Source organism: Microbacterium cucumeris, assembly GCF_058349845.2.
On record NZ_JBYRIZ020000002.1, the window covers coordinates 503,716 to 530,643 of the forward strand.

The following is a 26,928-nucleotide window of genomic DNA, read 5'->3' on the forward strand; positions in this document are numbered from 1 at the left end:
CGCTCGCGTCAGCGAGTCGAAGTGAAGCCGAACACCCGGCCGAGGAAGCCCAGTTCTCGTTCCAGAGCGTCGACGATCGTCTCCGCACTGCGGAAACCGTGTCCTTCGCCCGGATACAGCACGTATTCGTGATCGATGCCGCGTGCCGCGAGGGCGTCGCGGACGCCCTCGGACTGCGACGGCGGCACCACGGGGTCGTCCGCGCCCTGCAGCAGCAGCACGGGGACGTCGATCCGATCCGCGTTCGTCAGCGGCGATCTCTCCACGTAGACGGCCTCGGCCTCGGGGAGGGGACCGACGAGTCCGTCGAGGTAGTTCTTCTCGAAGTCGTGAGTGTCCGCGGCGAGAGCGCGCAGGTCCGTGACGCCGTAGCGGCTGATCCCCGCGGCGAACACGCCGCCGCGCACGAGCGCGCACAGCACGGTCCAGCCTCCGGCCGAACTGCCTCGGATGGCCAGGCGGTCCGGGTCGGCGAGGCCGGCCTCCGCGAGACCGCGCGCCGCCGCCAGCACGTCGTCCACGTCCGCGATGCCCCACTTCCCGTCGAGGCGTTCGCGATAGGCGCGTCCGTATCCGGTCGATCCGCCGTAGTTCACGTCCAGGACGCCGATGCCTCGGCTCGTGTAGTAGGAGATGGCCGCCGACGCTGCTCCCGTGACGTGCGCGGTCGGTCCGCCGTGCACGAACACGATGTAGGGCGGCAGCTCGTCCGCGGGCGGGGCGATCTCCGGGTTCGCCGGCGGGTACGCGAACGCGTGCACCGGGCCCGACGCTCCGTCCACGACGATCCGCATCGCCGCCGGCATCCAGGCGGAGTCGACCGGTCCGCCTCCGACGACGGCGACCGTCTCGCCGGAATCGACCTCGACGGACCACACGCCGGGCGCGACGGTCGAGCCGTTGCCCGTGACCAGCACGCGGGTTCCGGAGACATCGTCGATGCTGACGTGTCCGTCGCAGGGCAGGCCCAGAGGGCGGATATCCCCGTCGCGATCGATCACCACGACCTCATCCCGCCCGTTCGTGCGCACCGCGACGATGCGACCGTCGGCGAGCGGCCGGTACCAGCGGTTGCCCAGCACCCACAGGCCGTACCCGGTGTCCGCGTCGCTCGGGCCGACCGGTGCAGCGGTTCCGGCGGGTGAGACGCCATCGAGCGCGATCCGATGCAGCGTCCAGCGGTCGTCCGGGATGTCCGAGTACAGCAGCGTGCGGTCGTCCGCCCATTCCGGCTGCAGGGCGGCGTGCGAAGGCAGCACGGCGTCGTCGTCCGCACCGACGGAGGCGACATGCACCTGAGCGCTCTCCCACGGCATCCGCTCTCCCGACCACTGCACCCAGGCGATCCGTGTGCCGTCCGGCGAGAGCGCGGGGTGGGCGAAGAACCCCGGCCCTTCGGCGTGGACGATCGTCGCAGCAGCGTCCCCGGCCGCCGAACCGTCGAGCGGGATCTCCACGATCGCCCGCCGGTGCGGTTCGGCCGTGAGGTCCTCCCGCACGGCGAGGAGACGTCCGTCCTGCACGCGCAGTCCACCGTGGGCGGGTCCGGCCGCCGTCAGCGGTTCCGGCTCGCCGCCGGGGACGAGCCGGTGCACACGCTGGTCCCGGGCCTCGACGAAGTAGAGGATGCCGTGCGCGTCCGCCGTCCAAGCCCCGCCGCCGTATTCGTGAACGCGGGATCGAGCGCTCCACGGTGCGGGGAGGACTTCGTGTCCTGCCGAGCTGCGCACCGTGATGCGTCCTCCTTCGGCGGGCACGGACTCGCCCCACCAGACCTCGTCGCGGACGAAGCGCGCGCCGTCGATCCTCGGTGCGGCACCCGCGATGTCGACGGCGTGGAACGGGGAAGGCCAGGTACCGAACGGCTGGGGCATTTCTCGAGCCTAGGAGATGGGCCCGGTCGATGCGGGATCTGCGCGGCCACCGGCCCCGACACATGGCGTCACACAGATGCGCCGGGAGCGCGGGGTGCCCTACCGTCATGGAAACGCCCCGTTCGCACTGGAGCGTGGAGCGACAGCCGAGCCCGGCATCCGCCCGCGAAGCGCAGCGCCTTTCGCGGCCGCCCCGTGTCCGCCCTGTCACAGGAGAGAAACATGTCCTCCGAGGACTCCACCACCGCCGGTGCCTCGCGCGTGCCGTTCTCCTTCGAGCTGTACCCGCCTCGCACCCCGTCCAGCGAGGACGCGCTGCACGAGACCGTGCGCCGCCTGGCGGCCGCGGGACCCGCGTTCCTGTCGGTCACGTACGGGGCCGGGGGATCCACGGGAGGGCGTTCGCTCGAAGTGCTCCGCTACATCCGCGAGCACACCGACGTCGAGCCGCTCGCGCACCTCACCTGCGTCGGCAACACCTATGAGGGCGCCGGCCGGCTGATCCGCGAGTTCCTGGATGCCGGAATCCGCAGCTTCCTCGCACTGCGCGGCGACCCGCCCGCCGGGCAGGAGCAGCCGTTCCTCGGGGACCTCGAGAGCGCGGCCCAGCTGGTGCAGCTGATCGACCGCGTGCAGGCGGAGCGCGCCCCTTACGAGGAGTCGCCCGTCCCCGGCATCCCGGGAGCCGCCCGCGTTGCGCCCCGGCGCAAGGTGAGCATCGCCGTCGCAGCCTTCCCGAAGGGTCACCCCCGTTCCACGCACCGCACGCAGGACGTCGAGGCCCTGCTGGCCAAGCAGGCGGCCGGCGCCACGTTCGCGATCACGCAGTTGTTCTTCCACCCGGACGACTACCTGGCGTTCGTCGAGCGCGCCCGGCGCGCCGGCGTCACGATCCCCATCCTCCCCGGCATCATGCCGATCACCTCGCCCGCCCGGCTGGCGCGTGTGCTGGAGCTGACCGGAGAGGAGATCCCGGGGGAGCTCCAGGTCGCCCTCGAAGTCGAGCCGACCGTCGAAGGACGCCGGCGGATCGGCGTCGACTGGGCGGCGGATCTGGCCCGCGAGGTCGTCGCCGGGGGAGCCCCCGGCGTGCACCTGTACGCGTTCAACCAGCACGAGACCGTGCTGGACGTCCTCGAATCCGCCGACATCCTTCCCGCGCTTCACCGCTAGCCCCCTCTGAAAGGACCCACCATGACCGCATTCCCCGAGGGCACCATCCTCGGCTACCCCCGGATCGGGCGCCGTCGCGAGCTGAAGAAGGCCGTCGAGGCGTTCTGGGCCGGCCGGATCGACGAGCAGGAGCTCGAGGCGACGAGCGCGGACCTGCGTGCCGCGACCCGTGAGCGCCTCGCGTCGCTGGGACTGGGGCGCGACGACTCCGCGATCCCGGAGTCGTTCTCGTACTACGACCAGGTCCTGGATGCCGCGATCACGGTCGGCGCGATCCCGGCGCGCTTCGAGGACCTCCGTGAGACAGACGGCACGATCGGGCTGCCCGCGTACTTCACGGTCGCCCGAGGCGAGGGAGACCGCGCCCCTCTCGAGATGACCAAGTGGTTCGACTCCAACTACCACTACCTCGTCCCCGAGATCGGACCGGAGACGTCCTTCTCCCTCTCCAGCGACCGTCTCGTCCGAGAGGTCGCCGAGGCCGCATCCACCGGGTTCGTGACCCGCCCCGTCGTTGTCGGTCCGGTCACGCTGCTCGCTCTCGCCAAGGCGTCGGACGACGCGCCGGAGGGCTTCGACCCGCTGTCGCGCCTCGAGGACGTGCTTCCCGTCTACGTCGAGCTCCTGGGCCGCCTGCGCGCAGCCGGAGCGGAGTGGGTCCAGCTCGACGAACCCGCGCTCGTCAGCGAGTCGCTGCCCGCATCCACCGACCAGCTGGCTGCCGCGGCGGAGCGCGCACTGGCGGTCCTGGGAGGGGCGGCCGACCGCCCGTCGATCCTCGTCGCGGCGCCCTACGCCGCCCTGGACGCCGTGTTCCCGGTCCTCGCCGCTGCGCCGGTCGAGGCGATCGCCGTCGACCTGGTGCGCGGTTCGGTTCCGGCCGCCGCGGCGGGGCTGGAGGACAAGATCCTCGTCGGCGGCGTGATCGACGGCCACAACATCTGGCGCGGCGACCTCGCTGCGGCGTTCAGCACGCTCGGGGAGCTGCGCGCCCTGGGTGCCGCTCGGGTCGCGGCCGCCACGTCGACCTCGCTGCTGCACGTCCCGCACGACGTCGCCGACGAGTCGAAGCTGGACGAGCGCCTGGTGTCGTGGCTCGCCTTCGCGGACCAGAAGGTCGCGCAGGTCGTGACGCTCGCACGAGGTCTCGGCGAAGGACGCGCAGCGATCCAAGCCGACCTCGACGCGGCATCCGCGGCGCTCGCCGACCGGCTGTCGGCTCCGGGCGTCCGCGACGGCGCCGTGCGCGAGCGCTCGCTCTCGGATGCCGACTTCGCGCGGGTCTCGTATCCGGAACGAGAGGCGGCTCAGGAGGCGGCGCTCGGACTGCCGGCTCTGCCGCTGACGACAATCGGGTCCTTCCCCCAGACCGGCGACATCCGCCGTGCCCGTGCCCGTTTCACCCGCGGGGAGATCACCGAGGCCGAGTACGAGGACTTCCTCCGGGCCGAGATCGACAGTGTCGTTGCGCTGCAGGAGGAGCTCGGCCTGGATGTCCTCGTCCACGGCGAGCCCGAGCGGAATGACATGGTGCAGTATTTCGCCGAGAACCTCGACGGATTCGCCGTCACGGAGAACGGCTGGGTGCAGTCCTACGGCTCGCGGGCGACGCGCCCGTCGATCCTGTGGGGAGACGTGTCCCGCCCCGCGCCCATCACGGTCGCCTGGTCGACGTACGCGCAGTCGCGCACCGAGAAGCACATGAAGGGCATGCTGACCGGACCGGTCACGATCCTCGCGTGGTCCTTCGTGCGCGACGACCAGCCCCTGGGGGAGACGGCGAATCAGGTCGCCCTGGCCCTGCGCGAGGAGATCGCGGATCTCGAGAACGCCGGCATCGCGATCATCCAGGTCGATGAGCCGGCGCTGCGCGAGCTGCTGCCCCTGAAGAAGGCCGATCAGCCTGCCTACCTGGACTGGTCGGTGAACTCGTTCCGACTCGCGACCGGCGGAGCGGCGGCCGCCACCCAGGTGCACACGCACCTGTGCTATTCCGAGTTCGGTGTCGTGATCGACGCGATCCGGGCCCTCGACGCGGACGTCACGTCGATCGAGGCGGCCCGCAGCCGCATGGACGTCGTGGACGACATTGCCGAGGTCGGGTTCGACCACGGCATCGGCCCTGGTGTCTACGACATCCATTCGCCGCGCGTCCCCGGCACGGATGAGATCGAATCGCTGCTGCGACGTGCGGCCGCCGCGATCCCGAACCGGCAGCTGTGGGTGAACCCGGACTGCGGCCTCAAGACGCGCGGGTACGACGAGACCACCGCGTCGCTGCGCAACATCGTCGAGGCGACCCGGCGCGTGCGCGAGGACGTGTCCGTCCCGGCCTGACGGCTGTTACACGACGAAAGGTCCCTCCCGCCCGGGAGGGACCTTTCGTCGTTCGCGGGAGATCAGACGGCGCGCAGCACCGCCACGACCTTGCCGAGGACCGTCGCGTCGTCACCGAGGATCGGTTCGAACGCGGAGTTGCGGGGGAGAAGCCAGGTGTGGCCGTCGCGGCGGCGGAACGTCTTGACGGTGGCCTCGCCGTCGAGCATGGCGGCCACGATCTCGCCGTTCTCGGCGGTGTTCTGGGTGCGCACTACGACCCAGTCGCCGTCGCAGATAGCGGCGTCGATCATCGACTCGCCGTTGACCTTCAGCATGAACAGATCGCCCTTGCCCACGAGTTGCCGTGGCAGCGGGAAGATCTCCTCGACCTGCTGCTCCGCCGTGATCGGCACGCCGGCGGCGATCTGTCCGACCAGGGGGACGAGCGCGGCGTCCCCGACCGGCGGGGCGGCGTCCGCGGGGTTCTCGACACCCGTGCCCGGCAGATCGATCAGCACCTCCATGGCGCGGGTCTTGCCCGGGTCGCGTCGCAGGTAGCCGCTCAGTTCCAACTGGCCGAGCTGATGGGTGACGCTGGAGAGCGACTTGAGACCCACGGCGTCGCCGATCTCGCGCATGCTGGGCGGGTAGCCGTGCCGCGCGATCGAGGTCTGGATGACCTCGAGGATCGCCATCTGCTTGGCGCTGAGGCTCTTGCGTCGACGAGTGCGCGGTGCCTCGCTGCCGGGGGCTGTTGCGTCGCTCATGGCTGCTCCTTCGTGGGCCGGTCCGGTGCTCCCGCGCCGATGTCGGAGGCCCGTGGTGTGGTGTCTACAGCGAAACCGTATCCGAGAATCCGGGCTTGTGGAAGATCTGTTCGAGCGTGTCGGAGGATCCGAGGATGCGATTTCGAAGAAGACTTGACATCGATTCGAAATCGAAGATACATTCGGTACGTAGCTTCGCATCCCCCGCTCCCGGCCGAGCGGGGAATGCGAACGCTACGCCAAAGCCCCACCGGGGAGAAGAGCACGAGGAGCAGCATCATGAGCAGCATCACCGTCACGGCACCGTCCATCCGTCGCCCCGCAGCCGCCACGCGCCTGCGTCTGACGGCGCGCGGTCGTCGCGTGCTGCTCGCCCTGGCCGCGCTTCCGCTCGCGATCGGCCTGGCCTTCGCCGCACTCAGCGGCGGATCCGCCTACGCCGGCGGCGATGAGGTGACCGCGTCGTTCGAGACGGTCACGGTCATGCCCGGTGACACGCTGTGGTCGATCGCCGAGGACGTCGCCCCGGGCGTCGATCCCCGCGAGGTCGTCGACGCACTGCGGCAGCTCAACCTGCTCGACGGCGGCGTGCTCATGGTCGGCGAGGAGCTCGCGATCCCCGCGGCCTACGCCGGCTGACCCGCGGCACTCCGCCTCGCGCGCCCTCGCTAGCATGGGGAGGGTGACTTCCCTCGAAGACCTTCCCCTCCGCGACGATCTGCGCGGTCTCACCCCGTACGGAGCCCCTCAGGCCCCGCTGCCGGTCGCGCTGAACGTCAACGAGAACACCCACCCGGTTCCGGATGCCGTGGCCAGCGACATCCTCGACGACATCGCCGTCGCACTCCGAGATGTGAACCGCTATCCGGATCGGGAGTTCACCGCTCTCAGGGAGAGTTTCGCCGAGTACCTGGGCCACGACCTCGCGGCTGACGGGATCTGGGCCGGTAACGGCTCCAACGAGGTGCTGCAGCACATCCTGCAGGCCTTCGGCGGACCGGGGCGGACGGCGTTCGGCTTCGCGCCGACGTACTCCATGTATCCGCTCATCACGCAGGGAGTCGGATCCACCTGGATCGCGGGCACCCGGCACCCGGACCACACGATCAGCCCGGAGGAGGCCGCCGAGCAGGTCCGGTCCGCGGATCCCGACATCGTCCTGCTCTGCACCCCGAACAATCCCACCGGGACCCCGCTCGGACTCGATGTCGTCGAAGCCGTCTACGACGCGGCTCGTGGGATCGTCGTCGTGGACGAGGCGTATCAGGAGTTCGCCCCCCGCGACGCGCCGTCCGCTCTGACTCTTCTCGAGGGCCGACCGCGACTGGCCGTGTCCCGGACCATGAGCAAGGCGTTCGCGTTCGCCGGCGCCCGGGTCGGGTATCTCGCGGCGGATCCGGCGTTCATCGACGCCCTGCGCCTCGTGCGCCTTCCCTACCACCTGAGCGCGCTCACTCAGGCTGCCGCGGTGGCCGCGCTGCGCAACGCGGACACGATGCTCGCGATGGTGGACGAGATCGTCGAGCAGCGCGACCGGATCACGGCGACGCTCGAAGCGCTCGGCTATCAGCCGCACGAGTCGTGGTCGAACTTCGTCCTGTTCGGAGGCGTCGCCGATCCGAAGGCGACCTGGCAGTCGCTCTACAACAAGGGGATCCTCGTGCGCGACGTGGGCATCCCCGGGCACCTGCGCGTCACGGCCGGGACCGAGGCCGAGACCACGGCGTTCCTGGACGCGCTGGCCTCGATAGAATCGGCCACATGAGTCGCACCGCCCGCCGCAGCCGCAGCACGTCCGAGTCCTCCGTCGAACTCGACCTGAACTTGGACGGCACCGGCGCGAGCCAGATCGACACCTCGGTGCCGTTCTTCGACCACCTGCTGACGGCGTTCGCGAAGCACTCGCTCACAGATCTCACGGTCCGCGCCTCGGGGGACACCGACATCGACGCCCACCACACCGTCGAGGACATCTCGATCGTGCTCGGCCAGACGATCCGGGAGGCGCTGGGGGACAAGTCGGGCATCTCCCGCTACGGCGATGCGCTCGTGCCACTGGACGAAGCGCTCGCGCAGGCGGTCGTCGACATCAGCGGCCGACCGTACCTCGTTCACTCGGGAGAGCCTGCCGGGTTCGAGCACCACCTGATCGGCGGGCACTTCACGGGCTCGCTCGTGCGCCACTGCTTCGAGGCGATCGCCTTCAACGCCGGCCTGACCGTGCATGTGCGGGTGCTCGGCGGTCGGGACCCGCACCACATCGCCGAGGCGGAGTTCAAGGCGTTCGCCCGTGCGTTCCGTCAGGCGAAGGCCCTGGATCCGCTGGTCTCGGGCATCCCGTCCACCAAGGGCGCGCTGTGACCGACCGCCCGAGCGTCGCCGTCTTCGACTACGAGTCGGGCAACGTCCACTCGGCCGTCAAGGCGCTCGTCGCCGCGGGTGCCGACGCCGTGCTCACCGGCGACCGCACGGCGGCGCTGGAGGCCGACGGGCTGGTCGTCCCCGGGGTGGGAGCGTTCGCTGCGGTTCGAGAGGCGCTCGCGGCGCACGGCGGCGATGAGATCATCGAACGCCGGCTCGCCGGCGGACGCGCGGTCCTCGGCATCTGCGTCGGCATGCAGGTGCTGTTCGAGCACGGCGTCGAGCGCGGTGTCGACACCGAAGGGCTGGGGGAGTGGCCCGGCGCGGTCACGGAGCTCGACGCCCCGGTCCTGCCCCACATGGGATGGAACACCGTGACCCCGGACGAGGGGAGCGTGCTGTTCCGCGGCATCGAGCAGGAACGGTTCTACTTCGTGCACTCCTTCGCCGCTCAGCGCTGGGAGCTCGAGGTCATGCCTCCGTTCCCTGAGCCACGGCTGACCTGGACCACCTACGGCTCGCCCTTCCTCGCCGCCGTCGAGAACGGCCCGCTGTCCGCCACGCAGTTCCACCCCGAGAAATCCGGAGAAGCGGGCATCCAGCTGCTGCGCAACTGGGTCGGCAGCCTCTGATCCACCGTCGGGCGACGTCACTCCGGCGTCATCGTTTTGAACCGTACGGCCCGGCGGACTAGTCTCGTGTCTCGTGCCCGCGAACGGAGCACCTCCATCCCACCCGAGGACGACATGAACGACTTCGCGTCAACCCCCAGTCTGACCCTTCTCCCGGCCGTCGACGTGGCGGGCGGCAAGGCGGTGCGGCTCACCCAGGGTGAGGCCGGCAGCGAGACGAGCTACGGCGACCCGCTGGACGCTGCGGGCGAGTGGGTCGATCAGGGCGCGCAGTGGATCCACCTCGTCGACCTCGACGCCGCGTTCGGCCGAGGATCGAACGCGGGCATCCTGCGCAAGGTGATCAAGCAGTTCCGCTCGGTCAACGTGGAGCTCTCCGGTGGCATCCGCGATGATGCGAGCCTGGAGGCCGCTCTCGAGACCGGTGCCGCACGCATCAACCTCGGCACCGCAGCCCTGGAGAACCCCGAGTGGGCTGCCGACGTGATCAGCCGGTACGGCGAGGCCGTCGCCGTCGGTCTGGACGTTCGCGGCACGACGCTCGCAGCGCGCGGCTGGACGAAGGAAGGCGGCGACCTCTGGGAGGTGCTGGACCGCCTCGAGGAGGCCGGCTGCAGCCGCTACGTCGTGACGGACGTCACCAAGGACGGCACTCTGCGCGGTCCGAACCTCGATCTGCTGCGCGAGGTGACCTCGCGCACCCCGAAGCCGGTCGTCGCCTCGGGCGGCATCTCTAGCCTGGACGACATCGCGGCGCTCCGCGACCTGGTGCCGCTGGGCGTCGAGGGCGCCATCGTGGGCAAGGCGCTCTACGCGGGCGCCTTCACGCTGGCCGAGGCACTGGATGTCGCAGGAGACTGACCCCTGCGATCACGGCGCTCCCGCCGGTCGACCGTCTCCGTCCGGGTCCGGCGATTCCGCCGGGGTCCCGTGGGAGGGGCGCAGCTTCGAGGCCAATCCGCACGCCGCGGATGACGGGTCCGCCGACCCCGCGCTGCTCGACGCGCTGGTGCGCTTCCGTGCCGGCGACGGCAGCCAGGCGGAGGTCGTCGACGCGTTCCGCCGGGCCCGCGTCCTGATCCCCCTCATCGCGGAGAAGGGCGAGGAGGGGACGGCACCGAGCGGGCTGACCGTCGACAAGACCCAGGAACTGTCCATCGTCACGGTCGCGGCACCGGACGGCCGCCGCGTTCAGCCGGTGTTCTCCTCGGTCGAGGCGATGCGGAACTGGGATGCCTCGGCACGGCCGATCCCGGTCGAGGCGGTCCGGGCGGCACTGGCGGCGTCGGCCGAGGACACCGACCTCATCGTGCTGGACCCGACGTCGGACACCGAGTTCGTGCTCCGGCGACCGGCGGTGTGGGCGGTGGCGCAGGGGCAGCGGTGGGAGCCGAGCTTCCTATCGCCCGAGGTGTTCGCCGCCCTTCAGGAGAGCGTCGCGCACGAGCTCGCGGTGATCGACGTCGCGGTCGACGCGGGCGACCCGGATGCGCGGCTGCGGGGTCCGGAGCTCGTCGTCATCCTCGAGCTCGTGGACGGACTGGAGCGCGAGGTCCTCGACGCTGTGCTGGCGCGGCTCGCGCAGCGATGGGCAGCCGATGACCGCATCGCCGTGCTCGCGGACTCCCTGACGGTCAAGCTCCGCCGCAGCGTCTGACGACCGCTATGGTCGACCCATGCGCAGGGCGATGGCCGTCGGGATGCTGGGGCTCGGCATGCTCGCAGCCGCGACGGGGTGCGCACCGCAGGCATGTCCGGCGATCGGCTGGATCAGCGTCGTCGAGGTGGACGCCACGGCAGTCGGGGATGCCGTGTTCGTGCAGCTCTGCGTGAATGCGACGTGCTCGCCGGCGCCTGATTCGAGTGAGGCGGATGCTCCGGCGATCACGGTCACCACGGACGAGCACACCTGGTCGTTCGGCTTCATCGACTTGAGCACGCCGGAGAACGTCACGGTGCGGGTCTATCGGGCGGGCGCGCTGACCGACGAGACCGAACACGCCGTCGACTGGACGCATTCGACCGAGGCGTGCGGTGGCCCCTCGATCGCCGATCCCATCGTTCTGGGCGGCTGAGTTCGGAGCCCGCCGGCGATCCGAGGGGGCTATTCCGCTGCGTGTCGACTCGCTTCGCTCGCTCAACGAACGGGTGGGGCTCGCTCGACGAACGGGTGGGGGCGTTTCGGCTCGCTTCGCTCGCTCACGAACGGGTGGGGCTCGCTCGACGAGCGGGTGGGGGAGGCGCGTCTCAGGTGACCGGACCGGTCCACTTCTCGCCCGGGCCCTTGCCGATCGGGTCGGGGATCGCCGAGGCCTCGCGGAATGCGAGCTGCAGGGAGCGCAGACCGTCGCGCAGCGAGCGGGCGTGCATATCGCTGATCTCGGGAGCCCCCGCGGTGATGAGTCCGGCCAGCGCGTTGATGAGCTTGCGCGCCTCGTCGAGGTCGAGCTGGGTGTCCGGGTCGTCGGCGAGGCCGAGCTTGACGGCCGCCGCGCTCATCAGGTGCACGGCGGTGGTGGTGATGACCTCGACGGCAGGGACATCGGCGATGTCCCGGGATGCGGCGGTGGCGGCGTCCTCCTGCCTCGCCCACTCCTCGTGCCGGTGGTCGTCGCCTGCTGCCTGAGTCGTCACTTCGCCTTGCCTTCTGTTAGACTGTGCCGGGCTCCGGAACGTTTTGTTCCGGTACGAAAGAGGATTCACTTCCCACCCGCGCTTGCCGTTCCAGGCTACCGGGTCTTGCACTCCGCCGGCTCCGTTCGAAAGACGAGCCGGTAGACAGGGTGCCGCCGGCTGTCTGAAATGCCGGCGGGTGGGAGACGAGTCTGATTTCGCCCAGGATGCCGACAGCATCCTGGTGGCCGAAACCATCGTCTAAGGAGTTCCGCATCAGCGATCCCCGCACCAATGAGCGCATCCGCGTCCCCGAGGTCCGCCTCGTCGGCCCCGCGGGTGAGCAGATCGGCGTCGTCCGCATCGAGGCGGCGCTGCGCCTTGCGCAGGAAGCCGACCTCGACCTCGTCGAGGTGGCACCCAACTCGAAGCCGCCCGTGGTCAAGATCATGGACTACGGCAAGTTCAAGTACGAGGCTGCCCAGAAGGCGAAGGAAGCCCGCCGCAACCAGGCGAACACGATCCTCAAGGAAGTCCGCTTCCGCCTGAAGATCGAGGCTCACGACTACACGACGAAGCTCAAGCGCGCCGAGGGCTTCCTGAAGGCGGGCGACAAGGTCAAGGCCATGATCCTGTTCCGCGGACGCGAGCAGTCGCGGCCCGAGCAGGGTGTGCGCCTGCTGCGCAAGTTCGCCGAGGACGTCGCCGAGTTCGGCACCGTCGAGTCGAATCCCACGATCGACGGGCGCAACATGGTCATGGTCGTGGCGCCGCTGAAGAACAAGTCCGAGGCGAAGGCCGAGCAGAACGCGGTCCGGGACGCCAAGAAGCAGGCCGCCCGCGACGCGAAGTCGACGGACGCGCCGTCCGAGACTCCGGCGGAGTGATCCGCCCCGCAGACTCCCGCATCGCGCGGGTGAACACCGTCGCCTGAGAAGGCGCCATACGAAGGAAGAGAAGATGCCGAAGCAGAAGACCCACTCGGGTGCTAAGAAGCGCTTCAAGATCACCGGCAGCGGAAAGCTGAAGAAGCAGCAGGCCGGCATGCGCCACAACCTCGAGCACAAGTCGAGCCGTCGCACCCGCCGCCTCAACCAGGACCAGGTGCTCTCGAAGAACGACACCAAGGTCGCGAAGAAGCTTCTCGGTCGCTGACGCGACTGATCGCACGAACAGGAACACAGGAAAATGGCAAGAGTCAAGCGGGCGGTAAACGCCCACAAGAAGCGTCGCGTCATCCTCGAGCGCGCCTCCGGTTACCGCGGCCAGCGTTCGCGCCTCTACCGCAAGGCCAAGGAGCAGGTCACCCACTCCCTCGTCTACGCGTACCGCGACCGTCGCAAGCGCAAGGGCGACTTCCGTCGCCTCTGGATCCAGCGCATCAACGCTGCGGCCCGTCAGAACGGCATCACGTACAACCGCTTCATCCAGGGCCTCGGCCTCGCGGGTGTGCAGGTCGACCGCCGCATGCTCGCCGAGCTCGCGGTGAACGAGCCTGCCACGTTCGCCTCGCTCGTCGAGACGGCCAAGAAGGCCCTGCCTTCGGACGTGAACGCGCCGAAGTCGGCTGCGTAAGCATCCTTCGCGGAAACGGGCGTCCTCCTTCGGGAGGGCGCCCGTTCCGTCGTGTCAGCGCCCGAGAGCGTGTCAGCGCTCGGGGGAGCGGCGACGTGCGGCTCGCGAGATCGCGACATCGACGAGCATCGCCGCCACAACCGCGGCCGCGTAGACCAGAAGGTCCCACTGGTCGAACCCCGCGCCGAGCACGAGGGCGGCGGGCGGGAACGCCGCCGCGACGTCACGGGGAAAGTCGGTGAGCTGGAGGAGCTCGACGGCGGCGCAGGCGATCAGCGCGAGGGCCGCGATCAGGCGTCTCGGGCTGCGCGGGGCGACGAGGGCCAGCAGCACGTAGACCAGGACGGCGTACAGAGCATCCCCGGCGACATCCCCGGGGATGCCGGAGCCGAACCGGTGCACGACCAGACCCGCTGCGATCGTCGTCGCCGCCACGCAGGCGAGGACGACGCGCCGGCGGATCGGGGAGCGCAGGTCGGCGGAAGGCACCCCGGCACACTAACCGGCGGATCTGCGTGGACGCCGAATGAACAGCTCCGCGGGTACGCGCGGGAGCGGTCCCGTGTCCCTAGACTGAGACCGTGCTGGAGAATCCCCGGTCCCCCCGTGTCCGCGCCGTCGCCAAGCTCACCAAGCGCAGCGCTCGTTCCGAGACGGGTCTGTTCCTTCTCGAGGGGCCTCAGGCTGTGCGCGAGGCGCTGTCGTATCGTCCGGAGGCGATCGTCGAGCTGTTCGCGACTCCGTCGGGCTGGGAGAAGCACCCGGACATCCGGTCCAAGGCGACCGAGCACGGCGTCGAGGTCGAGTACGTGACGGAGTACGTCCTCAATGCGATGGCGGACACCGTCACGCCGCAGGGTCTCGTCGCCGTCGTCCAGCAGACGCCCACCTCGGTGAAGGACATCTTCGCGTCTTCGCCCCGGCTCATCGCGATCTGCGAAGAGGTGCGCGACCCCGGGAACCTGGGGACCATCATCCGGGCCGCGGATGCCGCGGGGGCGGATGCCGTGGTGCTCACCGGGCGCACCGTGGATCCGTACAATCCCAAGGTCGTCCGCGCCACGACGGGATCGCTGTTCCATCTTCCCGTCTCGGTCGGCGGCGACCTCGCCGATGTCGTCGCGCGGGCCCGCGCCACCGGGATCACCGTCCTCGCCGCCGACGTGAAGGGCGACGACCTGCTCGAAGCCCGCGCCGCAGGCGTCCTGGACGGGCCGACCGCCTGGCTGTTCGGCAACGAGGCCCGCGGCCTCGAGGACACGGCGCTGGCGCTGGCAGATCGCGCCCTGAAGCTGCCGATCTTCGGCCGGGCGGAGTCTCTGAACCTCGCCACTGCGGCCAGCGTCTGCCTGTACGAGAGCGCCTTCACGCAGCGCGCCGCCGCCGCGCGCTGACGAGGCATCCCGGTTACAACTGTGTAACTCGGGCGATTCGGCTCTGGCACCGGGACCTGCCGACTTCTAGTGTGGGGACATGACCGAGACTGGTGCACCCCTTGTCGTCGTCGACAACGTCCAGAAGCACTACGGCGACTTCCAGGCGCTGACGGATATCAATCTCACCGTCGGCAAGGGCGAGGTCGTCGTCGTGATCGGCCCCTCGGGGTCCGGGAAGTCGACGCTGTGCCGCACGATCAACCGGCTCGAGACGATCACGAGCGGTTCGATCTCGATCGACGGCGAGAAGCTGCCTGCTGAGGGCAAGGCGCTCGCGCATCTGCGCGCCGACGTCGGCATGGTGTTCCAGTCGTTCAACCTCTTCGCGCATCTGACGATCCTCGAGAACGTCACCCTCGGGCCGATCAAGGTCCGGGGTCTGAAGAAGGCGGATGCCGAGAAGGAGGCGATGCTGCTGCTCGACCGCGTCGGCGTCGCCCAGCAGGCGTCCAAGCTCCCCGCGCAGCTGTCCGGCGGTCAGCAGCAGCGTGTCGCGATCGCGCGTGCGCTCGCGATGAACCCGAAGGTCATGCTGTTCGACGAGCCGACGAGCGCCCTCGATCCCGAGATGATCAATGAGGTCCTCGACGTCATGGTGGGACTCGCGCGGGACGGCATGACGATGATCGTCGTGACGCACGAGATGGGGTTCGCGCGCAAGGCGGCGAACCGCGTCGTCTTCATGGCCGACGGACGCATCGTCGAGGAGGCCAAGCCCGAGGAATTCTTCACCGCGCCCAAGAGCGACCGGGCGAAGGACTTTCTGTCCAAGCTCCTGACCCACTGATTTCCGACCATCCTGAAGACACAGCACACGAAGGAGACGCACATGCGACGCACACGGACACTGGCAGGGATCGGGATCGCGGCAGCCGCGCTGCTCGCGCTGACCGCCTGCAACAGCGGCACGCCGTCCGACCCGGGTGGGGACGCTGACGGCGGCGACGCCGGCGAGGAGACGACGTGGTTCGAGGTGGCGGAGGACGTCACCCTTGAGGGCAGCCCGACCTTCGACGAGATGACCGCTCGCGACGGCGTCGTCATCGGCGTGAAGGAGGACCAGCCCGGTCTCGGCTACCTCGACGTCACGACGGGCGAGCGCACCGGTTTCGACATCGACATCGCGCGCTGGATCGCGGCTTCTCTGGGCTTCGCGGAGGAGCAGATCGAGTTCAAGCCGATCGCTTCGGCGAACCGCGAGCAGGCGATCGTGAACGGCGACATCGACTACTACGTCGGCACGTACTCGATCACCGACAAGCGCAAGGAGCAGATCGACTTCGCGGGGCCGTACTTCATCACCGGGCAGGGCTTCCTCGTCGGCGCCGACAGCGAGATCACCGACGTCGAGGACGTGTCCGACTTCAACGGTCAGACGGTCTGCTCGGCGACGGGATCCACGCCGATCCAGAACATCAAGGACAACTTCCCCGAGATCAAGACGCAGGAGTACGACCTGTACTCGGCGTGCGTCGAGGACCTCATCTCCGGCAAGGTGGATGCCGTGACCACCGACCAGGCGATCCTGATCGGTTACGCGGCTCAGTACCCGGATGACGTCAAGGTCGTAGGCGGTCTCTTCACGGAGGAGCGCTACGGTGTCGGCTTCACCAAGGGCGACACGGCGCTACAGGAGCACATCAACACCCTCTTCACCGACGGTGGCGACATCTGGCAGGCGATCTTCGACAAGAACCTCGGTTCGAGCGGCATCGAGGTCGAGCAGCCGGCCGTCGACTGAACGCGCGGAGGGGACGGCTTCTCGGGCCGTCCCCTCCGACACCGATCAAGAAGGGGAGGGCGCGCTTGGACGCCATCTTCGGCAACCTCGACTTCTGGGCCGAGGGCCTTCTGAACACGCTGATCGTGTTCTTCGCCGGTGGAGCGATCGCTCTGGTGCTCGGCATCATCGTCGGGGCGATGCGCGTCTCGCCGGTCCCGATCGCCCGCGGGGTCGGGACGGTGTACGTGAACCTCGTCAGGAACACTCCGCTCACGCTGGTCTTCTTCTTCTTCGTGTTCGGTTACCCGCAGCTCGGACTGCCGGACCTCAGCAACCTCGCCCTCGGCATCCTCGCCATCGGCATCTATACCGCGACCTATGTCGCTGAGGTGCTGCGCGCCGGGATCAACACGGTCCCCGTCGGACAGGCCGAAGCCGCTCGCGCTATCGGTCTTCCGTTCGGGCAGGTCATGACGCTCGTCGTGCTTCCTCAGGCATTCCGATCGGTTGTGCCGCCCATGATGAGCGTGTTCATCGCCCTGCTCAAGAACACCACTGTCGCGGCCGGCTTCTCGGTCGCCGAACTGGCCTCGGTGCGTGCGGCCATCAACGACTCCCACACACGACCAGGCAACCCGATGGAAGTGCTGCTCTGGGTTGCGGTCATCTTCGTCATCCTGGTGCTCCTGCTCAGCTGGTTGCAGAACACCCTCGAGCGCCGCTGGAGGATCGCACGATGACTTCCGTTCTCTACGACGTACCCGGACCGCGCGCGATCGCCCGCAACCGGATCCTCAGCATCGTCACGGTGCTGGTCGTCGTCGCCGTCCTCGGTTTCCTCGTCTACCGGCTCTACGAATCGGGACAGTTCGAAGCCAGCAAGTGGTACGTCTTCTCCTTCACGAGGGTCTGGGAGCAGATCGGGATCCACCTGGTCAACACGCTTGCGGCCTTCGCGCTCGCGGCGATCCTCGCTCTCGCGCTCGGGTTCCTGCTCGCTATCGGCAGGCTCTCCGAACATGCCTGGGTCCGTGTACCCGTGGCCGCGATCACCGAGTTGTTCCGCGCCGTTCCGGTCCTCGTGCTGATGATGCTGCTCTACTACGGGCTGCCGTCGATCGGGATCGCGATGGCCCCGTACTGGGCGGTCGTCATCGCCCTCATGCTCTACAACGGTTCCGTGCTCGCCGAGGTGCTCCGCGCCGGAATCGAGTCGCTGCCGCGAGGGCAGAAGGAAGCCGGTTACGCGATCGGCCTGCGCAAGAGCGGCGTGATGCGACTGATCCTGCTGCCTCAGGCCATCCGAGCCATGCTGCCGGTGATCGTCGCCCAGCTGGTGGTGACGATGAAGGACACGGCGCTCGGCTTCATCATCACCTACCCGGAGCTGCTGTACTACGCGAAGCTGCTGAGCTCCCAGCAGGGCCGGCCGATCCTGCAGTCAGCCTTCGTCATCGGCGGCATCTACATCGTCATGTGTCTCATCCTCTCCGGCATCGCGAAGTATCTCGAGATCCGCACCCGTCGGTCGCCGAAGCTGCAGGCCATCGCGCACGCCAACAACCCGGCAGCCGACGACGAGGCGACGCTCACGGAGGCGATCGCCCTCCAGAAGGGCGCGGGCAAGCGGGACATGGGCGGACTGCCACCCGGCATCTGATCGACGGCACGGCGCGCCCACCGCGCGCCGGTAGACTCGTGTCTCGTGTCAGACGTTCCCGAGATCACGCCCGAGGCGGTGGAAACCGCCGTCGCCGCAGCGCTCGACGCGATCGGCGCCGCCGCCAGCACCGCAGAGCTGAAGGCGGCCCGCGCGGCCCACGTGGGGGAGGGTTCGCCGCTCGCGACCCTGAACGCCTCGATGCGCCAGGTCGCCCCTGAGCACAAGGCGACGTTCGGGAAGCTGATCGGACAGGGACGCGGCCGCGTCAACCAGGCCCTCACCGCGAAGGAGACGGAGCTGGCCGAGGCGGAGACCGCCGCTCGTCTCGAGGCCGAGCGGGTGGACATCACCGCCGTCTCCTCGCGCACGCGTATCGGCGCGCGGCATCCGCTCTCCCTGTTGCAGGACGACGTGTGCGACATCTTCGTCGGCATGGGCTGGGAGATCGCGGAGGGTCCGGAGCTCGAGCACGAGTGGTTCAACTTCGACGCACTGAACTTCGACGTCGACCACCCGGCCCGCCAGGAGCAGGACACGTTCTACGTGGACCCGACCTCCCGCCACCTCGTGATGCGCACGCACACGAGCCCCGTCCAGGTGCGCTCGATGCTCGACCGCGAGCTGCCGATCTACGTGCTGTGCCCGGGGCGCGTGTATCGCACGGACGAGTTCGACGCGACGCACCTGCCGGTGTTCACGCAGTTCGAGGGCCTCGTGATCGACAAGGGCATCACCATGGCGCACCTGAAGGGAACGCTCGACCACTTCGCGCGCCAGCTCTTCGGGCCGGAGGCGAAGATGCGCTTCCGCACCAACTACTTCCCGTTCACCGAGCCCTCGGCCGAACTCGACCTGTGGCACCCGACCTTCAAGGGCGGCGCGCGCTGGATCGAGTGGGGCGGCTGCGGCATGGTGAACCCGAACGTGCTGCGCGCCGCGGGCATCGATCCCGAGGTCTACAGCGGTTTCGCGTTCGGCATGGGGATCGAACGCGGGCTGATGTTCCGCAGTGATGTGAAGGACATGCGCGACATGGCCGAGGGCGATGTCCGCTTCAGCGAGCAGTACGGGATGGTGGTGTGATGCGCGTCCCGCTTTCGTGGCTGCGTGAGTACGTGGATGTGGCGGCGGACGTCACGCCCGAGGACGTCTTCGCGTCGCTCGTGGCCGTCGGCTTCGAAGAGGAGGAGGTCCACCGCTTCGAGATCACCGGCCCCGTCGTCGTCGGGCGGGTCCTCTCGTTCGAGGAGGAGCCCCAGTCCAACGGCAAGACGATCCGGTGGTGCCAGGTCGACGTGGGAGAAGCCAACGGCGGCGTCCGCGGGATCGTCTGCGGTGCCCGCAACTTCGCCCCGGATGACAAGGTCGTCGTCACGCTTCCCGGTGCCGTCCTTCCGGGACCGTTCCCGATCGCGGCGCGCAAGACCTACGGCCATGTCTCCGACGGCATGATCGCCTCGGCCAGGGAACTCGGTCTCGGCGACGAGCACGACGGGATCCTCGTGCTGTCGTCCCTGGGACTGGACCCCGAGGTCGGCACGGACGCCATCGCGCTGCTGGGACTGGACGACGTCGCCGTCGAGATCAACGTCACCCCTGACCGCGGGTACGCGTTCTCGATCCGCGGCGTCGCGCGCGAGTACGCGCACGCCACCGGGGCGGACTTCCGCGACCCGGCGGAGCACGAGTGGGACGAGGTCGCGCCCGGCAGCGGCTTCCCGCTCGCGGTGACGGCTGAACCGCTGCGCGAGGCGCCCGCCGTGCAGGAGTTCGTGGTGCGCGTGGTGCGCGACGTCGATCCGTCCCGGCCCACTCCGCCGTGGATGGTGTCGCGCCTCGCCCTGGCCGGCATCCGCTCGCTCGGCGTGCTCATCGACATCACCAACTACGTCATGCTCGAGCTCGGCAACCCGATCCACGGGTACGACCTCGACAAGCTCTCCGGGGGGATCACGGTGCGCCGTGCCCAGCCGGGCGAGAAGATGACGACGCTGGACGGTCAGGAGCGCGCGCTGCACGTCGAGGACCTGCTCATCACGGACGAGTCCGGTCCGATCGGGCTGGCGGGCGTCATGGGCGGCGGCACGACGGAGATGTCCGGCGAGACGCGCAACGTTCTCATCGAGGCCGCGAACTTCGACTCGGTGTCCATCGCCCGCACGGCGCGCCGCCACAAGCTGCCGAGCGAGGCGTCCAAGCGCTTCGAGCGCGGCGTGGACCCGCTGATCCCGTTCGTGGCCGCGCGCCGGGTCGCCGACCTCATGGTCGAACTGGCCGGAGGCACTCTCGACACCACGGGCGGCGCGCTGTACTCCGAGGTGGAGATCGCCGGCATCGCGCTGCCGGCCGAGTTCGTACCCGGGCTCATCGGCGTGGACTACGAGGATGCCGAGATCACCGAAGCGCTGGAGACGATCGGCGCCGAGGTCACCGAGACCGCCGACGGCTGGCAGGTGATCCCGCCGAGCTGGCGACCGGACCTCACGGACAAGTGGTCGCTCGCCGAGGAGGTCGCGCGCATCCACGGTCTGGACCGCATCCCCTCTGTGTTGCCGACGCCGCCGTCCGGAAGCGGCCTCACGGCGCTGCAGCTGGGTCGTCGCCGCGTCGCCAACGCGCTCGCCGCCGCAGGTCTGGTCGAGACGCCGGCGTTCCCGTTCACGACCGAGGCGCACAACGACCTGCACGGGTCCGCGACCGGGGAGCACGTCCCCAGCATCCGGCTCGCGAACGCTCTCGACGGACAGGCGCCGTACCTGCGCCGCTCGCTGATCCCCGGCCTGCTCCAGACCGCGCATCGCAACATCGCGCGCGGGCTGACGGACGTCGCGATCTTCGAGACCGGTGTCGTGTTCCTTCCGGAGGAGGGCGTCGCCTACGGGACGGACGAGGTGCCGCCGCTGGGCGTGCGTCCCTCGGACGAGACGCTCGCGGCGCTCAACGCCTCGATCCCGCCGCAGCGCCGCCATGTCGCAGCGCTGTTCACGGGCAACGTGACGCCGCGCCAGCCGGGCCGCGCCGCCGAGCCGTACGGTCTGAGCGAGGCGCTGGATGCCGTGAAGGTCATCGCGGCAGCCGCGGGCGTCGAGATCGATGTCGTCCAAGGGCAGCGCGCAGCGCTTCACCCGGGGCGCACCGGCGTACTGAGCGTGCGCGGAGCCGAGGTCGGCTACGTCGGCGAGCTGCACCCGGACGTGGCATCCGACGCGGACCTGCCAGGCCGCGCGGTCGTGCTCGAGCTGGATCTCGACGGCATCCTGGAGCTCGCCGGTCACCGGGTCGTCGCGGAGAGCCTGTCGACGTTCCCCGCCGCCACCCAGGACGTGTCGCTCGTCGTTCCCGAGGCGCTCGCCGCCGGGGACCTGCGCGAGACCCTCGTGGAGGGCGCCGGCGATCTGCTGGAATCCCTCCGGCTGGTGGACGACTACCGCGGTGAGGGCTTGCCGGACGGGACGAAGAGCCTCACGTTCGCGCTGCGCTTCCGTGCTCCCGACCGCACGCTCACCGCCGCCGAGGCCACGGAGGCGAAGCTCGCCGGCGTCGCGCTGGCCGGCGAACGGTTCGGCGCGACGCTGCGGGAGTGAACTCCTTGCGGTTCTGCGGACCGCGCTGCTGATTCCCGCCGACGCGGCCGATTCATCTGCCGCGGATGCTGAGAAGAGCAGCGCGGTCGCGTCGAGCTCCCGCCCATCGCTCAGCCGGAGGCGGGCAGGATGGAAGCATGACGATCTCCCGCGCGACCCGCAAGCGCCTGAGGGCGGCCGTCGTCGTCGTGGCGCTCAGCGCCGGTCTCAGCGGCTGCGCGCCGGACACGACGCCCGTCGCGGAGAGCACCACGACGCGACCGACGACGCAGCCGTCGGCCACGCCGGAACCGGCCCCGATGACCGCGCTCGAGAAGGCGGCCGAGCGGGTCGCGGACATGCCCGCGCGCGAGCAGGCGGCGCTCGTGGTCATGGGATACGCCGGGGGCACCGACCCGGCCGCCCTGTCCGCCTACGTCGCGAGCGGCCCCGACGGGCTGATCCTGATGGGCGACAACGTCCCGGGCGCACCGGAGCAGCTGCGCGCGCTCACCGACTCCGTGCATTCCGCCTCGGACGACGCGCTCATCGCGACCGATCAGGAGGGCGGTGTGGTGGCGCGGGTTCCCTGGGACGAGCTTCCGTCCGCGTCGGCCCTGAAGGATGCGCCGCCCGCGGAGGCGCGGGCGGCGTTCGCCTCCCGAGCGCGGATGCTGGCGCAGGCCGGGATCGACGTCAACTTCGGTGTCGTGGCCGATGTCCCGAGATCCGAGGGCTCGTTCATCCACGGGCGCTCGTACGGAACCGACCCACAGTCGGTCGCCGATCGGGTCGCGGCGATCGTCGCGGCCGAGCGCGGGTACGTCGCCACCACACTCAAGCACTTCCCCGGCCACGGCGCTGCCGAAGGCGACTCGCATCGCGCCATCCCCACCACGGCGATGAGCCTGGACGACTGGCGCACGCACGACGCGATCCCGTTCGCCGCCGGCATCGACGCCGGGGCGGAGCTGGTGATGACGGGCCACCTGCGCTACACGAGCGTGTCCGACCTGCCGGCATCGCTGTCGCCGGAGTGGTACGCGATTCTGCGCGACGACCTCGGTTTCGAGGGCGTCGCCGTGACGGACGATCTCGGAATGCTGCTGTCCTCCGGCGACCCGGCCTACGCCGACCCGGTCGCGAACGCGGTGGCCGCGATCGAGGCCGGCGCCGACCTGGTCCTCACGATCGCCGGCTCCACGCCCGACACGGCCACCCGCATCATCGAGGCCGTGACGGCGCGGGCGGAGTCCGACCCGGAGTTCGCGGAGCGTCTGTCGGAGGCTGCGACACGGGTGGCGGAGCTGGTCGCGGCGACGCGTCCCTGAGCCGAGCTGCGCCAGGATGGGGGGCATGACAGCCGACCTTCTCGAGCGAGAGCGCGCCCAGTGACCGGCGTCGTCCTGCGGCCCACCGCCCTGACCGCCCCCGCAGGCGCGCGGGACCTCGGCATCCCGCCCTTCCTCGCTCCCGGCGCGCAGATCGACTGGCACTACCGCAAGCCGCGCTGGCAGCACGGGGACGCGTCGAACATCGCCCCGATGCGCGTCGTGCGCGACGACGAACGAGGCCTCGTCGCGTGGCTGGCGGTGGGAACGAGGCTCGAAGGCATGGGCGCCCCGGACGGCCGTCGCATCCGCACGGTTCCGCTCGACCAGCGCTGGCGCGTGCCGCGCACCCGCATCGTCGAGGACTGGTGGGGCAACGGCATCCTGCGGATCGCACCGGCCGACCTGCCGTGGTCGGTCTGGCTCTTCTGGGAGGAGGCGGGAGGCTCCGAGTGGACCTTCGGCGGGTGGTACGTCAATCTCGAGAACGCGCACCAGCGCACGGATCGGGCGACGTACTCGTCCGATCACGTGCTGGACGTGTGGATCACGGCTGACGGCGCGATCCACATGAAGGACGAGGACGAGCTCGTCGCGGCCGTCGAGCAGGGACGCATCGCACCGGAGGAGGCCGCCCTGATCGAGGTTCACGCCGCGGCCGCCATCGCGTCCTTCCACGCGGGGCACTGGGCGTTCGCGCCGGAGTGGGTGCGCTGGCGGCCTGAGCCGTCCTGGACGGTCGCCGAACTGGCGGACCTGCCGTCCTGAACGACCGCTTCGCTAGACTGCGAGGCAGTGACACGGGGTGCCGCATCCGCGGCTGAGAACACACCCGTCGAACCTGATCTAGTTCGTACTAGCGAAGGGATGTCGCGTGAGCGATCGCCTCTGCCCACCGTCCGAAGCCGACCTCGTCACGGAGGCCGGCGCTCTCCTCGATGCGCTGCGCGCGGCGCCACCGCTCACGCACTGCATCACGAACGCAGTGGTGACGGGGTTCACCGCGAACGCGCTGCTGGCACTCGGCGCTGCGCCGGCGATGGTCGACATCGTCGGCGAGTCCAGGATGTTCGCATCCGTCGCCTCGGGAGTGCTGGTCAACCTCGGCACGCCGACGCCCGAGCAGCGCGACGCCGCGCGCGAGGCCGTCGGCGGCGCCGTGGATGCCGGCACGCCCTGGGTGCTCGACCCCGTCGCGATCGGCGTGCTGCCGGTGCGCACCGCTCTCGCCCGAGAGCTCGCCGAGCAGAATCCCACAGCGATCCGCGGCAACGCGTCGGAGATCCTGGCACTCGCGGGTCACTCCGTCGGCGGCCGCGGTGTGGATGCGATCGACAGCACGGATGCCGCGGCCGACGCCGCATTCGCGCTCGCCGAACGCCACGGCGGCGTCGTCGCGGTCTCCGGACCGGTCGACCTCATCACGGACGGCGCGCGCGTCCTGCGCATCGCGAACGGACACGAGCTGCTCACCAAGGTGACCGGCGGCGGATGCGCACTCGGCGCGGTGATGGCGGCATTCCTCGGGACGGCGCGCACCGGCGATCCGTTGGTGACGGTCGCGGCGGCGAGTCTGGTGTACACGGTCGCGGCGGAGAACGCCGCGCGTGCCTCACGGGGGCCGGGGAGCTTCGCGGTCGCACTGCTCGACGCGCTCGCGGCTGTACGGCCGGACGACGTGGCTGCTGCCGCACGTGTCGAAGGCGCCGTCCGATGACCCCGGACCTCTCGCTGTATCTCGTCACCGACACGTCGCTCTGCGGCCGTCGCGGCGTCATCGAGACCGTCCGTCAGGCCGTCGCCGGAGGCGTGCGCGTCGTGCAGCTGCGAGACAAGACGGCGACGGACGCCGAGACGACGGCGCAGCTCGTCGAGTTGTCCCGTGTCATCGACGGACGCGCCCTGCTCGTGGTGAACGACCGGGTGGAGGCCGCGCTCGCGGCGCGGGCGGCGGGAGCGCGCATCGATGGCGTGCATCTGGGGCAGGGAGACGTGTCCGTCCTCCGCGCCCGCGAGGCGCTCGGACCTGAGGCGCTGATCGGGCTCACCGCCCACAGTCCCGAGCACCTCGATGCCGTCCTGGCCCTGCCGGAGGGGACCGTGGACTACCTCGGCGTCGGTGTGATCCGCCCGACCACGACCAAACCGGATCACCCGCCGGCACTGGGCATCGAGGGGTTCCGGTCCTTCGCGCTGGCGAGCCCGCTGCCCTGCGTCGCGATCGGCGGGGTGAGCATCGAGGACACCGAGCGGCTGCGGGATGCCGGAGCAGCCGGCCTCGCAGTCGTCTCTGCGCTGTGCGCAGCCGAGGATCCGCGGACCGCGGCAGCGGAGTTCGTGCGGCGCTGGCGCGCCGCCGGTGTGCCGCGGGTCCTGAGCATCGCGGGCAGCGACCCGTCCGGCGGCGCCGGCGTCCAGGCCGATCTCAAGTCCATCGCCGCGAACGGGGGATACGGGATGGCCGTGCTCACGGCTCTCACCGCGCAGAACACCCGTGGCGTCCGCGGCGTCCACGTCCCGCCGGTCGCCTTCCTGCGCGAGCAGCTCGACGCGGTCTCCGACGACATCATGGTGGATGCCGTGAAGATCGGGATGCTCGCGAACGCCGAGGTCATCAGCGCGGTGACCGGGTGGCTCCGGGAGGTCCGTCCGCCGATCGTCGTCGTGGACCCCGTGATGGTCTCCACCAGCGGCGATCGTCTTCTCGACCGCGAGGCGGAGCAGGGACTCGAGGACCTGCTGCGGCATGCCGATGTCGTGACTCCCAATCTCGCCGAGCTCGCGGTGCTCGCGGGCCGGTCGATCGACGGCTGGGACGACGCGCTCGCCGCAGCCGATGCTGTGTCCGCGCGGATCGGGGCCGCCGTACTCGTGAAAGGCGGACACCTCGACGGCGACGACGCACCCGACGCGCTCATCGACGCGGCACGTGACGTACGGGCGGAGTTCCGTGGAACACGCATCGCCACGGTCAATACACACGGAACGGGCTGTTCGCTGTCCTCGGCGCTCGCGACGCGTCTCGCACGCGGCGAGCACCCCGTCGACGCTGTCTCCGCGTCGCGCCGCTGGCTCCGCGAATCACTCCGCGCGAGCGGCGAACTCGGCGTCGGAGGCGGCCACGGACCGCTTCATCACTTCGCCGGGTCCTGGAGCCGCGGGGGCACGGACACCGCACCGGAGGCCGCCGAGATCGAGAGCGACTGGTGGGAGAGCATTCGCGGCATCCGCCGGAGCATCGACGACGCGGCCTTCGTCCGAGGCCTCGCCGCAGGGACACTCGATCGCGGGCGGTTCCTGTCCTACCTGGCGCAGGACGCACTGTATCTCCGGGAATACGCGCGGGTCCTCGCCGAGGCGGCAAGGCTGGCCCCGACGCCCATGGAGCAGGCGTTCTGGGCGGACTCCGCGCGCGGATCGATCGTCGGCGAACTGGAACTGCACGCGTCGTGGTTGACGCCCGAGAGCGGCATCGGACGTGAGACGTTCGCGGCGGAGCCCTCCGAGGTCACGACCTCCTACCTCGATCACCTGCGTTCGACGGCGTTCGGCGGCGAGTACGGCGAGCTGATCGCCGCGATCCTGCCGTGCTTCTGGCTCTATACCGATCTGGGACGCCGCCTGCATGCGGGGGAGTTCGGTGAGCGCGCCCGTGACCCGGAGCATCCCTACGCCTCCTGGCTCGCGACCTATGCAGACCCCGCGTTCGAGGTCGCCACGACCCAGGCGATCGACTACGTGACGCGGGTCGCATCGGCCTCGGACGTCGACGGTCGCGAGAGGATGTTCCGCGCCTTCGCGCGCTCCAGTGAGCTGGAGCTCGCCTTCTTCGCGGCTCCCATGGGCGTCGATCCGCTCTGAGCGGAAGCCCTTCCTCCGACGCGGTCGACCTGGTGAC

At 69.9% G+C, this 26,928-nt stretch carries 27 protein-coding genes and 1 riboswitch; of the genes, 23 read left to right on the forward strand and 4 right to left on the reverse strand.

All coding sequences use genetic code 11. From position 1 onward, the window contains the following. Positions 1–8: 8 nt before the first annotated feature. Positions 9–1,874, reverse strand: coding sequence for a dipeptidyl-peptidase 5 (locus tag AC3RXZ_RS08985; RefSeq protein WP_243232602.1), 1,866 nt, complete (start codon positions 1,872–1,874; stop codon positions 9–11). Between the two features lie 222 nt (positions 1,875–2,096). Between AC3RXZ_RS08985 and AC3RXZ_RS08990 the strand changes: the two genes are divergently transcribed. Together AC3RXZ_RS08990 and metE are read left to right on the forward strand one after the other, a co-directional pair. Next, positions 2,097–3,047: a methylenetetrahydrofolate reductase gene (locus AC3RXZ_RS08990; protein WP_243232603.1), complete on the forward strand. Its 951-nt coding sequence runs from the start codon at positions 2,097–2,099 to the stop codon at positions 3,045–3,047. Positions 3,048–3,068: 21 nt separating this feature from the next. After that, positions 3,069–5,384, forward strand: a complete 2,316-nt coding sequence (metE, locus tag AC3RXZ_RS08995) for a 5-methyltetrahydropteroyltriglutamate--homocysteine S-methyltransferase (RefSeq protein WP_491493789.1) — start codon at positions 3,069–3,071, stop codon at positions 5,382–5,384. Between the two features lie 62 nt (positions 5,385–5,446). On the opposite strand, the gene lexA is transcribed toward metE, so the two are convergent. Continuing rightward, entirely contained in the window at positions 5,447–6,133 is a 687-nt protein-coding gene (gene lexA / locus AC3RXZ_RS09000) for a transcriptional repressor LexA (RefSeq protein ID WP_243232605.1), read from the reverse strand. A 279-nt stretch (positions 6,134–6,412) separates the two neighbouring features. On the opposite strand from lexA, the gene AC3RXZ_RS09005 reads away from it, so the two are divergent. From AC3RXZ_RS09005 to AC3RXZ_RS09035, 7 genes are all read left to right on the forward strand, one after another. Beyond that, on the forward strand, positions 6,413–6,772 hold the full coding sequence (locus AC3RXZ_RS09005) for a LysM peptidoglycan-binding domain-containing protein (protein ID WP_243232606.1): 360 nt from the start codon (positions 6,413–6,415) through the stop codon (positions 6,770–6,772). Positions 6,773–6,806: 34 nt separating this feature from the next. After that, entirely contained in the window at positions 6,807–7,898 is a 1,092-nt protein-coding gene (locus AC3RXZ_RS09010; RefSeq protein ID WP_243232607.1) for a histidinol-phosphate transaminase, read from the forward strand. Continuing rightward, positions 7,895–8,494 carry an imidazoleglycerol-phosphate dehydratase HisB gene (gene hisB, locus AC3RXZ_RS09015; RefSeq protein ID WP_249224358.1) on the forward strand — a complete coding sequence of 200 codons (600 nt, stop codon included), beginning with the start codon at positions 7,895–7,897 and terminating at the stop codon, positions 8,492–8,494. Before AC3RXZ_RS09010 ends, hisB begins: the two co-directional genes overlap by 4 nt. Beyond that, positions 8,491–9,126, forward strand: coding sequence for an imidazole glycerol phosphate synthase subunit HisH (hisH, locus tag AC3RXZ_RS09020; protein ID WP_491493790.1), 636 nt, complete (start codon positions 8,491–8,493; stop codon positions 9,124–9,126). The genes hisB and hisH overlap by 4 nt, the downstream gene beginning before the upstream one ends. A gap of 114 nt (positions 9,127–9,240) precedes the next feature. After that, positions 9,241–9,987 carry a bifunctional 1-(5-phosphoribosyl)-5-((5-phosphoribosylamino)methylideneamino)imidazole-4-carboxamide isomerase/phosphoribosylanthranilate isomerase PriA gene (gene priA / locus AC3RXZ_RS09025; RefSeq protein WP_243232610.1) on the forward strand — a complete coding sequence of 249 codons (747 nt, stop codon included), beginning with the start codon at positions 9,241–9,243 and terminating at the stop codon, positions 9,985–9,987. Next, positions 9,971–10,783 carry an SseB family protein gene (locus tag AC3RXZ_RS09030; RefSeq protein ID WP_491493791.1) on the forward strand — a complete coding sequence of 271 codons (813 nt, stop codon included), beginning with the start codon at positions 9,971–9,973 and terminating at the stop codon, positions 10,781–10,783. The genes priA and AC3RXZ_RS09030 overlap by 17 nt, the downstream gene beginning before the upstream one ends. 19 nt (positions 10,784–10,802) lie before the next feature. Next, the gene (locus AC3RXZ_RS09035) at positions 10,803–11,201 is read left to right on the forward strand and encodes a hypothetical protein (RefSeq protein WP_243232615.1); all 399 of its coding nucleotides are present in this window, start codon (positions 10,803–10,805) and stop codon (positions 11,199–11,201) included. Between the two features lie 172 nt (positions 11,202–11,373). Here the strand turns inward: AC3RXZ_RS09035 and AC3RXZ_RS09040 are convergent, their stop codons facing one another. Then, positions 11,374–11,760: a DUF1844 domain-containing protein gene (locus tag AC3RXZ_RS09040; RefSeq protein WP_491493792.1), complete on the reverse strand. Its 387-nt coding sequence runs from the start codon at positions 11,758–11,760 to the stop codon at positions 11,374–11,376. A gap of 206 nt (positions 11,761–11,966) precedes the next feature. On the opposite strand from AC3RXZ_RS09040, the gene infC reads away from it, so the two are divergent. The 3 genes from infC (at position 11,967) to rplT (ending at position 13,314) form a co-directional block, all read left to right on the forward strand. Further along, positions 11,967–12,626, forward strand: a complete 660-nt coding sequence (infC, locus tag AC3RXZ_RS09045; RefSeq protein WP_243232619.1) for a translation initiation factor IF-3 — start codon at positions 11,967–11,969, stop codon at positions 12,624–12,626. A gap of 73 nt (positions 12,627–12,699) precedes the next feature. After that, positions 12,700–12,894 (forward strand): 50S ribosomal protein L35, encoded by a 195-nt coding sequence (gene rpmI / locus AC3RXZ_RS09050; protein WP_243232621.1) that lies wholly within the window; start codon positions 12,700–12,702, stop codon positions 12,892–12,894. A gap of 33 nt (positions 12,895–12,927) precedes the next feature. Continuing rightward, positions 12,928–13,314, forward strand: coding sequence for a 50S ribosomal protein L20 (rplT, locus tag AC3RXZ_RS09055; RefSeq protein ID WP_243232623.1), 387 nt, complete (start codon positions 12,928–12,930; stop codon positions 13,312–13,314). Between the two features lie 72 nt (positions 13,315–13,386). On the opposite strand, the gene AC3RXZ_RS09060 is transcribed toward rplT, so the two are convergent. Next, complete coding sequence (locus tag AC3RXZ_RS09060) at positions 13,387–13,803, reverse strand: DUF2809 domain-containing protein (protein ID WP_491493793.1); 417 nt, start codon at positions 13,801–13,803, stop codon at positions 13,387–13,389. Between the two features lie 92 nt (positions 13,804–13,895). Here AC3RXZ_RS09060 and AC3RXZ_RS09065 point away from each other — a divergent pair, with 92 nt between their 5' ends. The 11 genes from AC3RXZ_RS09065 (at position 13,896) to AC3RXZ_RS09115 (ending at position 26,891) form a co-directional block, all read left to right on the forward strand. Then, positions 13,896–14,708 carry a TrmH family RNA methyltransferase gene (locus tag AC3RXZ_RS09065; RefSeq protein ID WP_243232627.1) on the forward strand — a complete coding sequence of 271 codons (813 nt, stop codon included), beginning with the start codon at positions 13,896–13,898 and terminating at the stop codon, positions 14,706–14,708. 79 nt (positions 14,709–14,787) lie between these two features. Next, positions 14,788–15,537, forward strand: coding sequence for an amino acid ABC transporter ATP-binding protein (locus tag AC3RXZ_RS09070; RefSeq protein ID WP_243232628.1), 750 nt, complete (start codon positions 14,788–14,790; stop codon positions 15,535–15,537). Positions 15,538–15,579: 42 nt separating this feature from the next. After that, on the forward strand, positions 15,580–16,491 hold the full coding sequence (locus AC3RXZ_RS09075) for a glutamate ABC transporter substrate-binding protein (RefSeq protein ID WP_243232629.1): 912 nt from the start codon (positions 15,580–15,582) through the stop codon (positions 16,489–16,491). Positions 16,492–16,556: 65 nt separating this feature from the next. Further along, the gene (locus AC3RXZ_RS09080; protein ID WP_243232630.1) at positions 16,557–17,213 is read left to right on the forward strand and encodes an amino acid ABC transporter permease; all 657 of its coding nucleotides are present in this window, start codon (positions 16,557–16,559) and stop codon (positions 17,211–17,213) included. Then, positions 17,210–18,133, forward strand: a complete 924-nt coding sequence (locus AC3RXZ_RS09085; RefSeq protein WP_243232631.1) for an amino acid ABC transporter permease — start codon at positions 17,210–17,212, stop codon at positions 18,131–18,133. Before AC3RXZ_RS09080 ends, AC3RXZ_RS09085 begins: the two co-directional genes overlap by 4 nt. Positions 18,134–18,178: 45 nt before the next feature. Then, positions 18,179–19,219: a phenylalanine--tRNA ligase subunit alpha gene (pheS, locus tag AC3RXZ_RS09090; protein WP_243232636.1), complete on the forward strand. Its 1,041-nt coding sequence runs from the start codon at positions 18,179–18,181 to the stop codon at positions 19,217–19,219. Beyond that, entirely contained in the window at positions 19,219–21,720 is a 2,502-nt protein-coding gene (gene pheT, locus AC3RXZ_RS09095) for a phenylalanine--tRNA ligase subunit beta (RefSeq protein WP_491493794.1), read from the forward strand. The genes pheS and pheT overlap by 1 nt, the downstream gene beginning before the upstream one ends. 137 nt (positions 21,721–21,857) lie before the next feature. Next, complete coding sequence (locus AC3RXZ_RS09100) at positions 21,858–23,030, forward strand: glycoside hydrolase family 3 N-terminal domain-containing protein (protein WP_491493795.1); 1,173 nt, start codon at positions 21,858–21,860, stop codon at positions 23,028–23,030. Between the two features lie 60 nt (positions 23,031–23,090). Next, on the forward strand, positions 23,091–23,798 hold the full coding sequence (locus AC3RXZ_RS09105) for a ribonuclease FAU-1 family protein (RefSeq protein WP_491493796.1): 708 nt from the start codon (positions 23,091–23,093) through the stop codon (positions 23,796–23,798). 23 nt (positions 23,799–23,821) lie between these two features. Then, a riboswitch (TPP riboswitch) is annotated at positions 23,822–23,915 on the forward strand. Further along, a complete protein-coding gene (gene thiM / locus AC3RXZ_RS09110) occupies positions 23,905–24,747 on the forward strand; it encodes a hydroxyethylthiazole kinase (protein WP_243232642.1) in 843 nt (280 codons plus the stop codon). It overlaps the preceding riboswitch by 11 nt. Next, positions 24,744–26,891, forward strand: coding sequence for a bifunctional hydroxymethylpyrimidine kinase/phosphomethylpyrimidine kinase (locus tag AC3RXZ_RS09115; protein WP_491493797.1), 2,148 nt, complete (start codon positions 24,744–24,746; stop codon positions 26,889–26,891). Before thiM ends, AC3RXZ_RS09115 begins: the two co-directional genes overlap by 4 nt. The last annotated feature ends 37 nt before the right edge of the window (positions 26,892–26,928 follow it).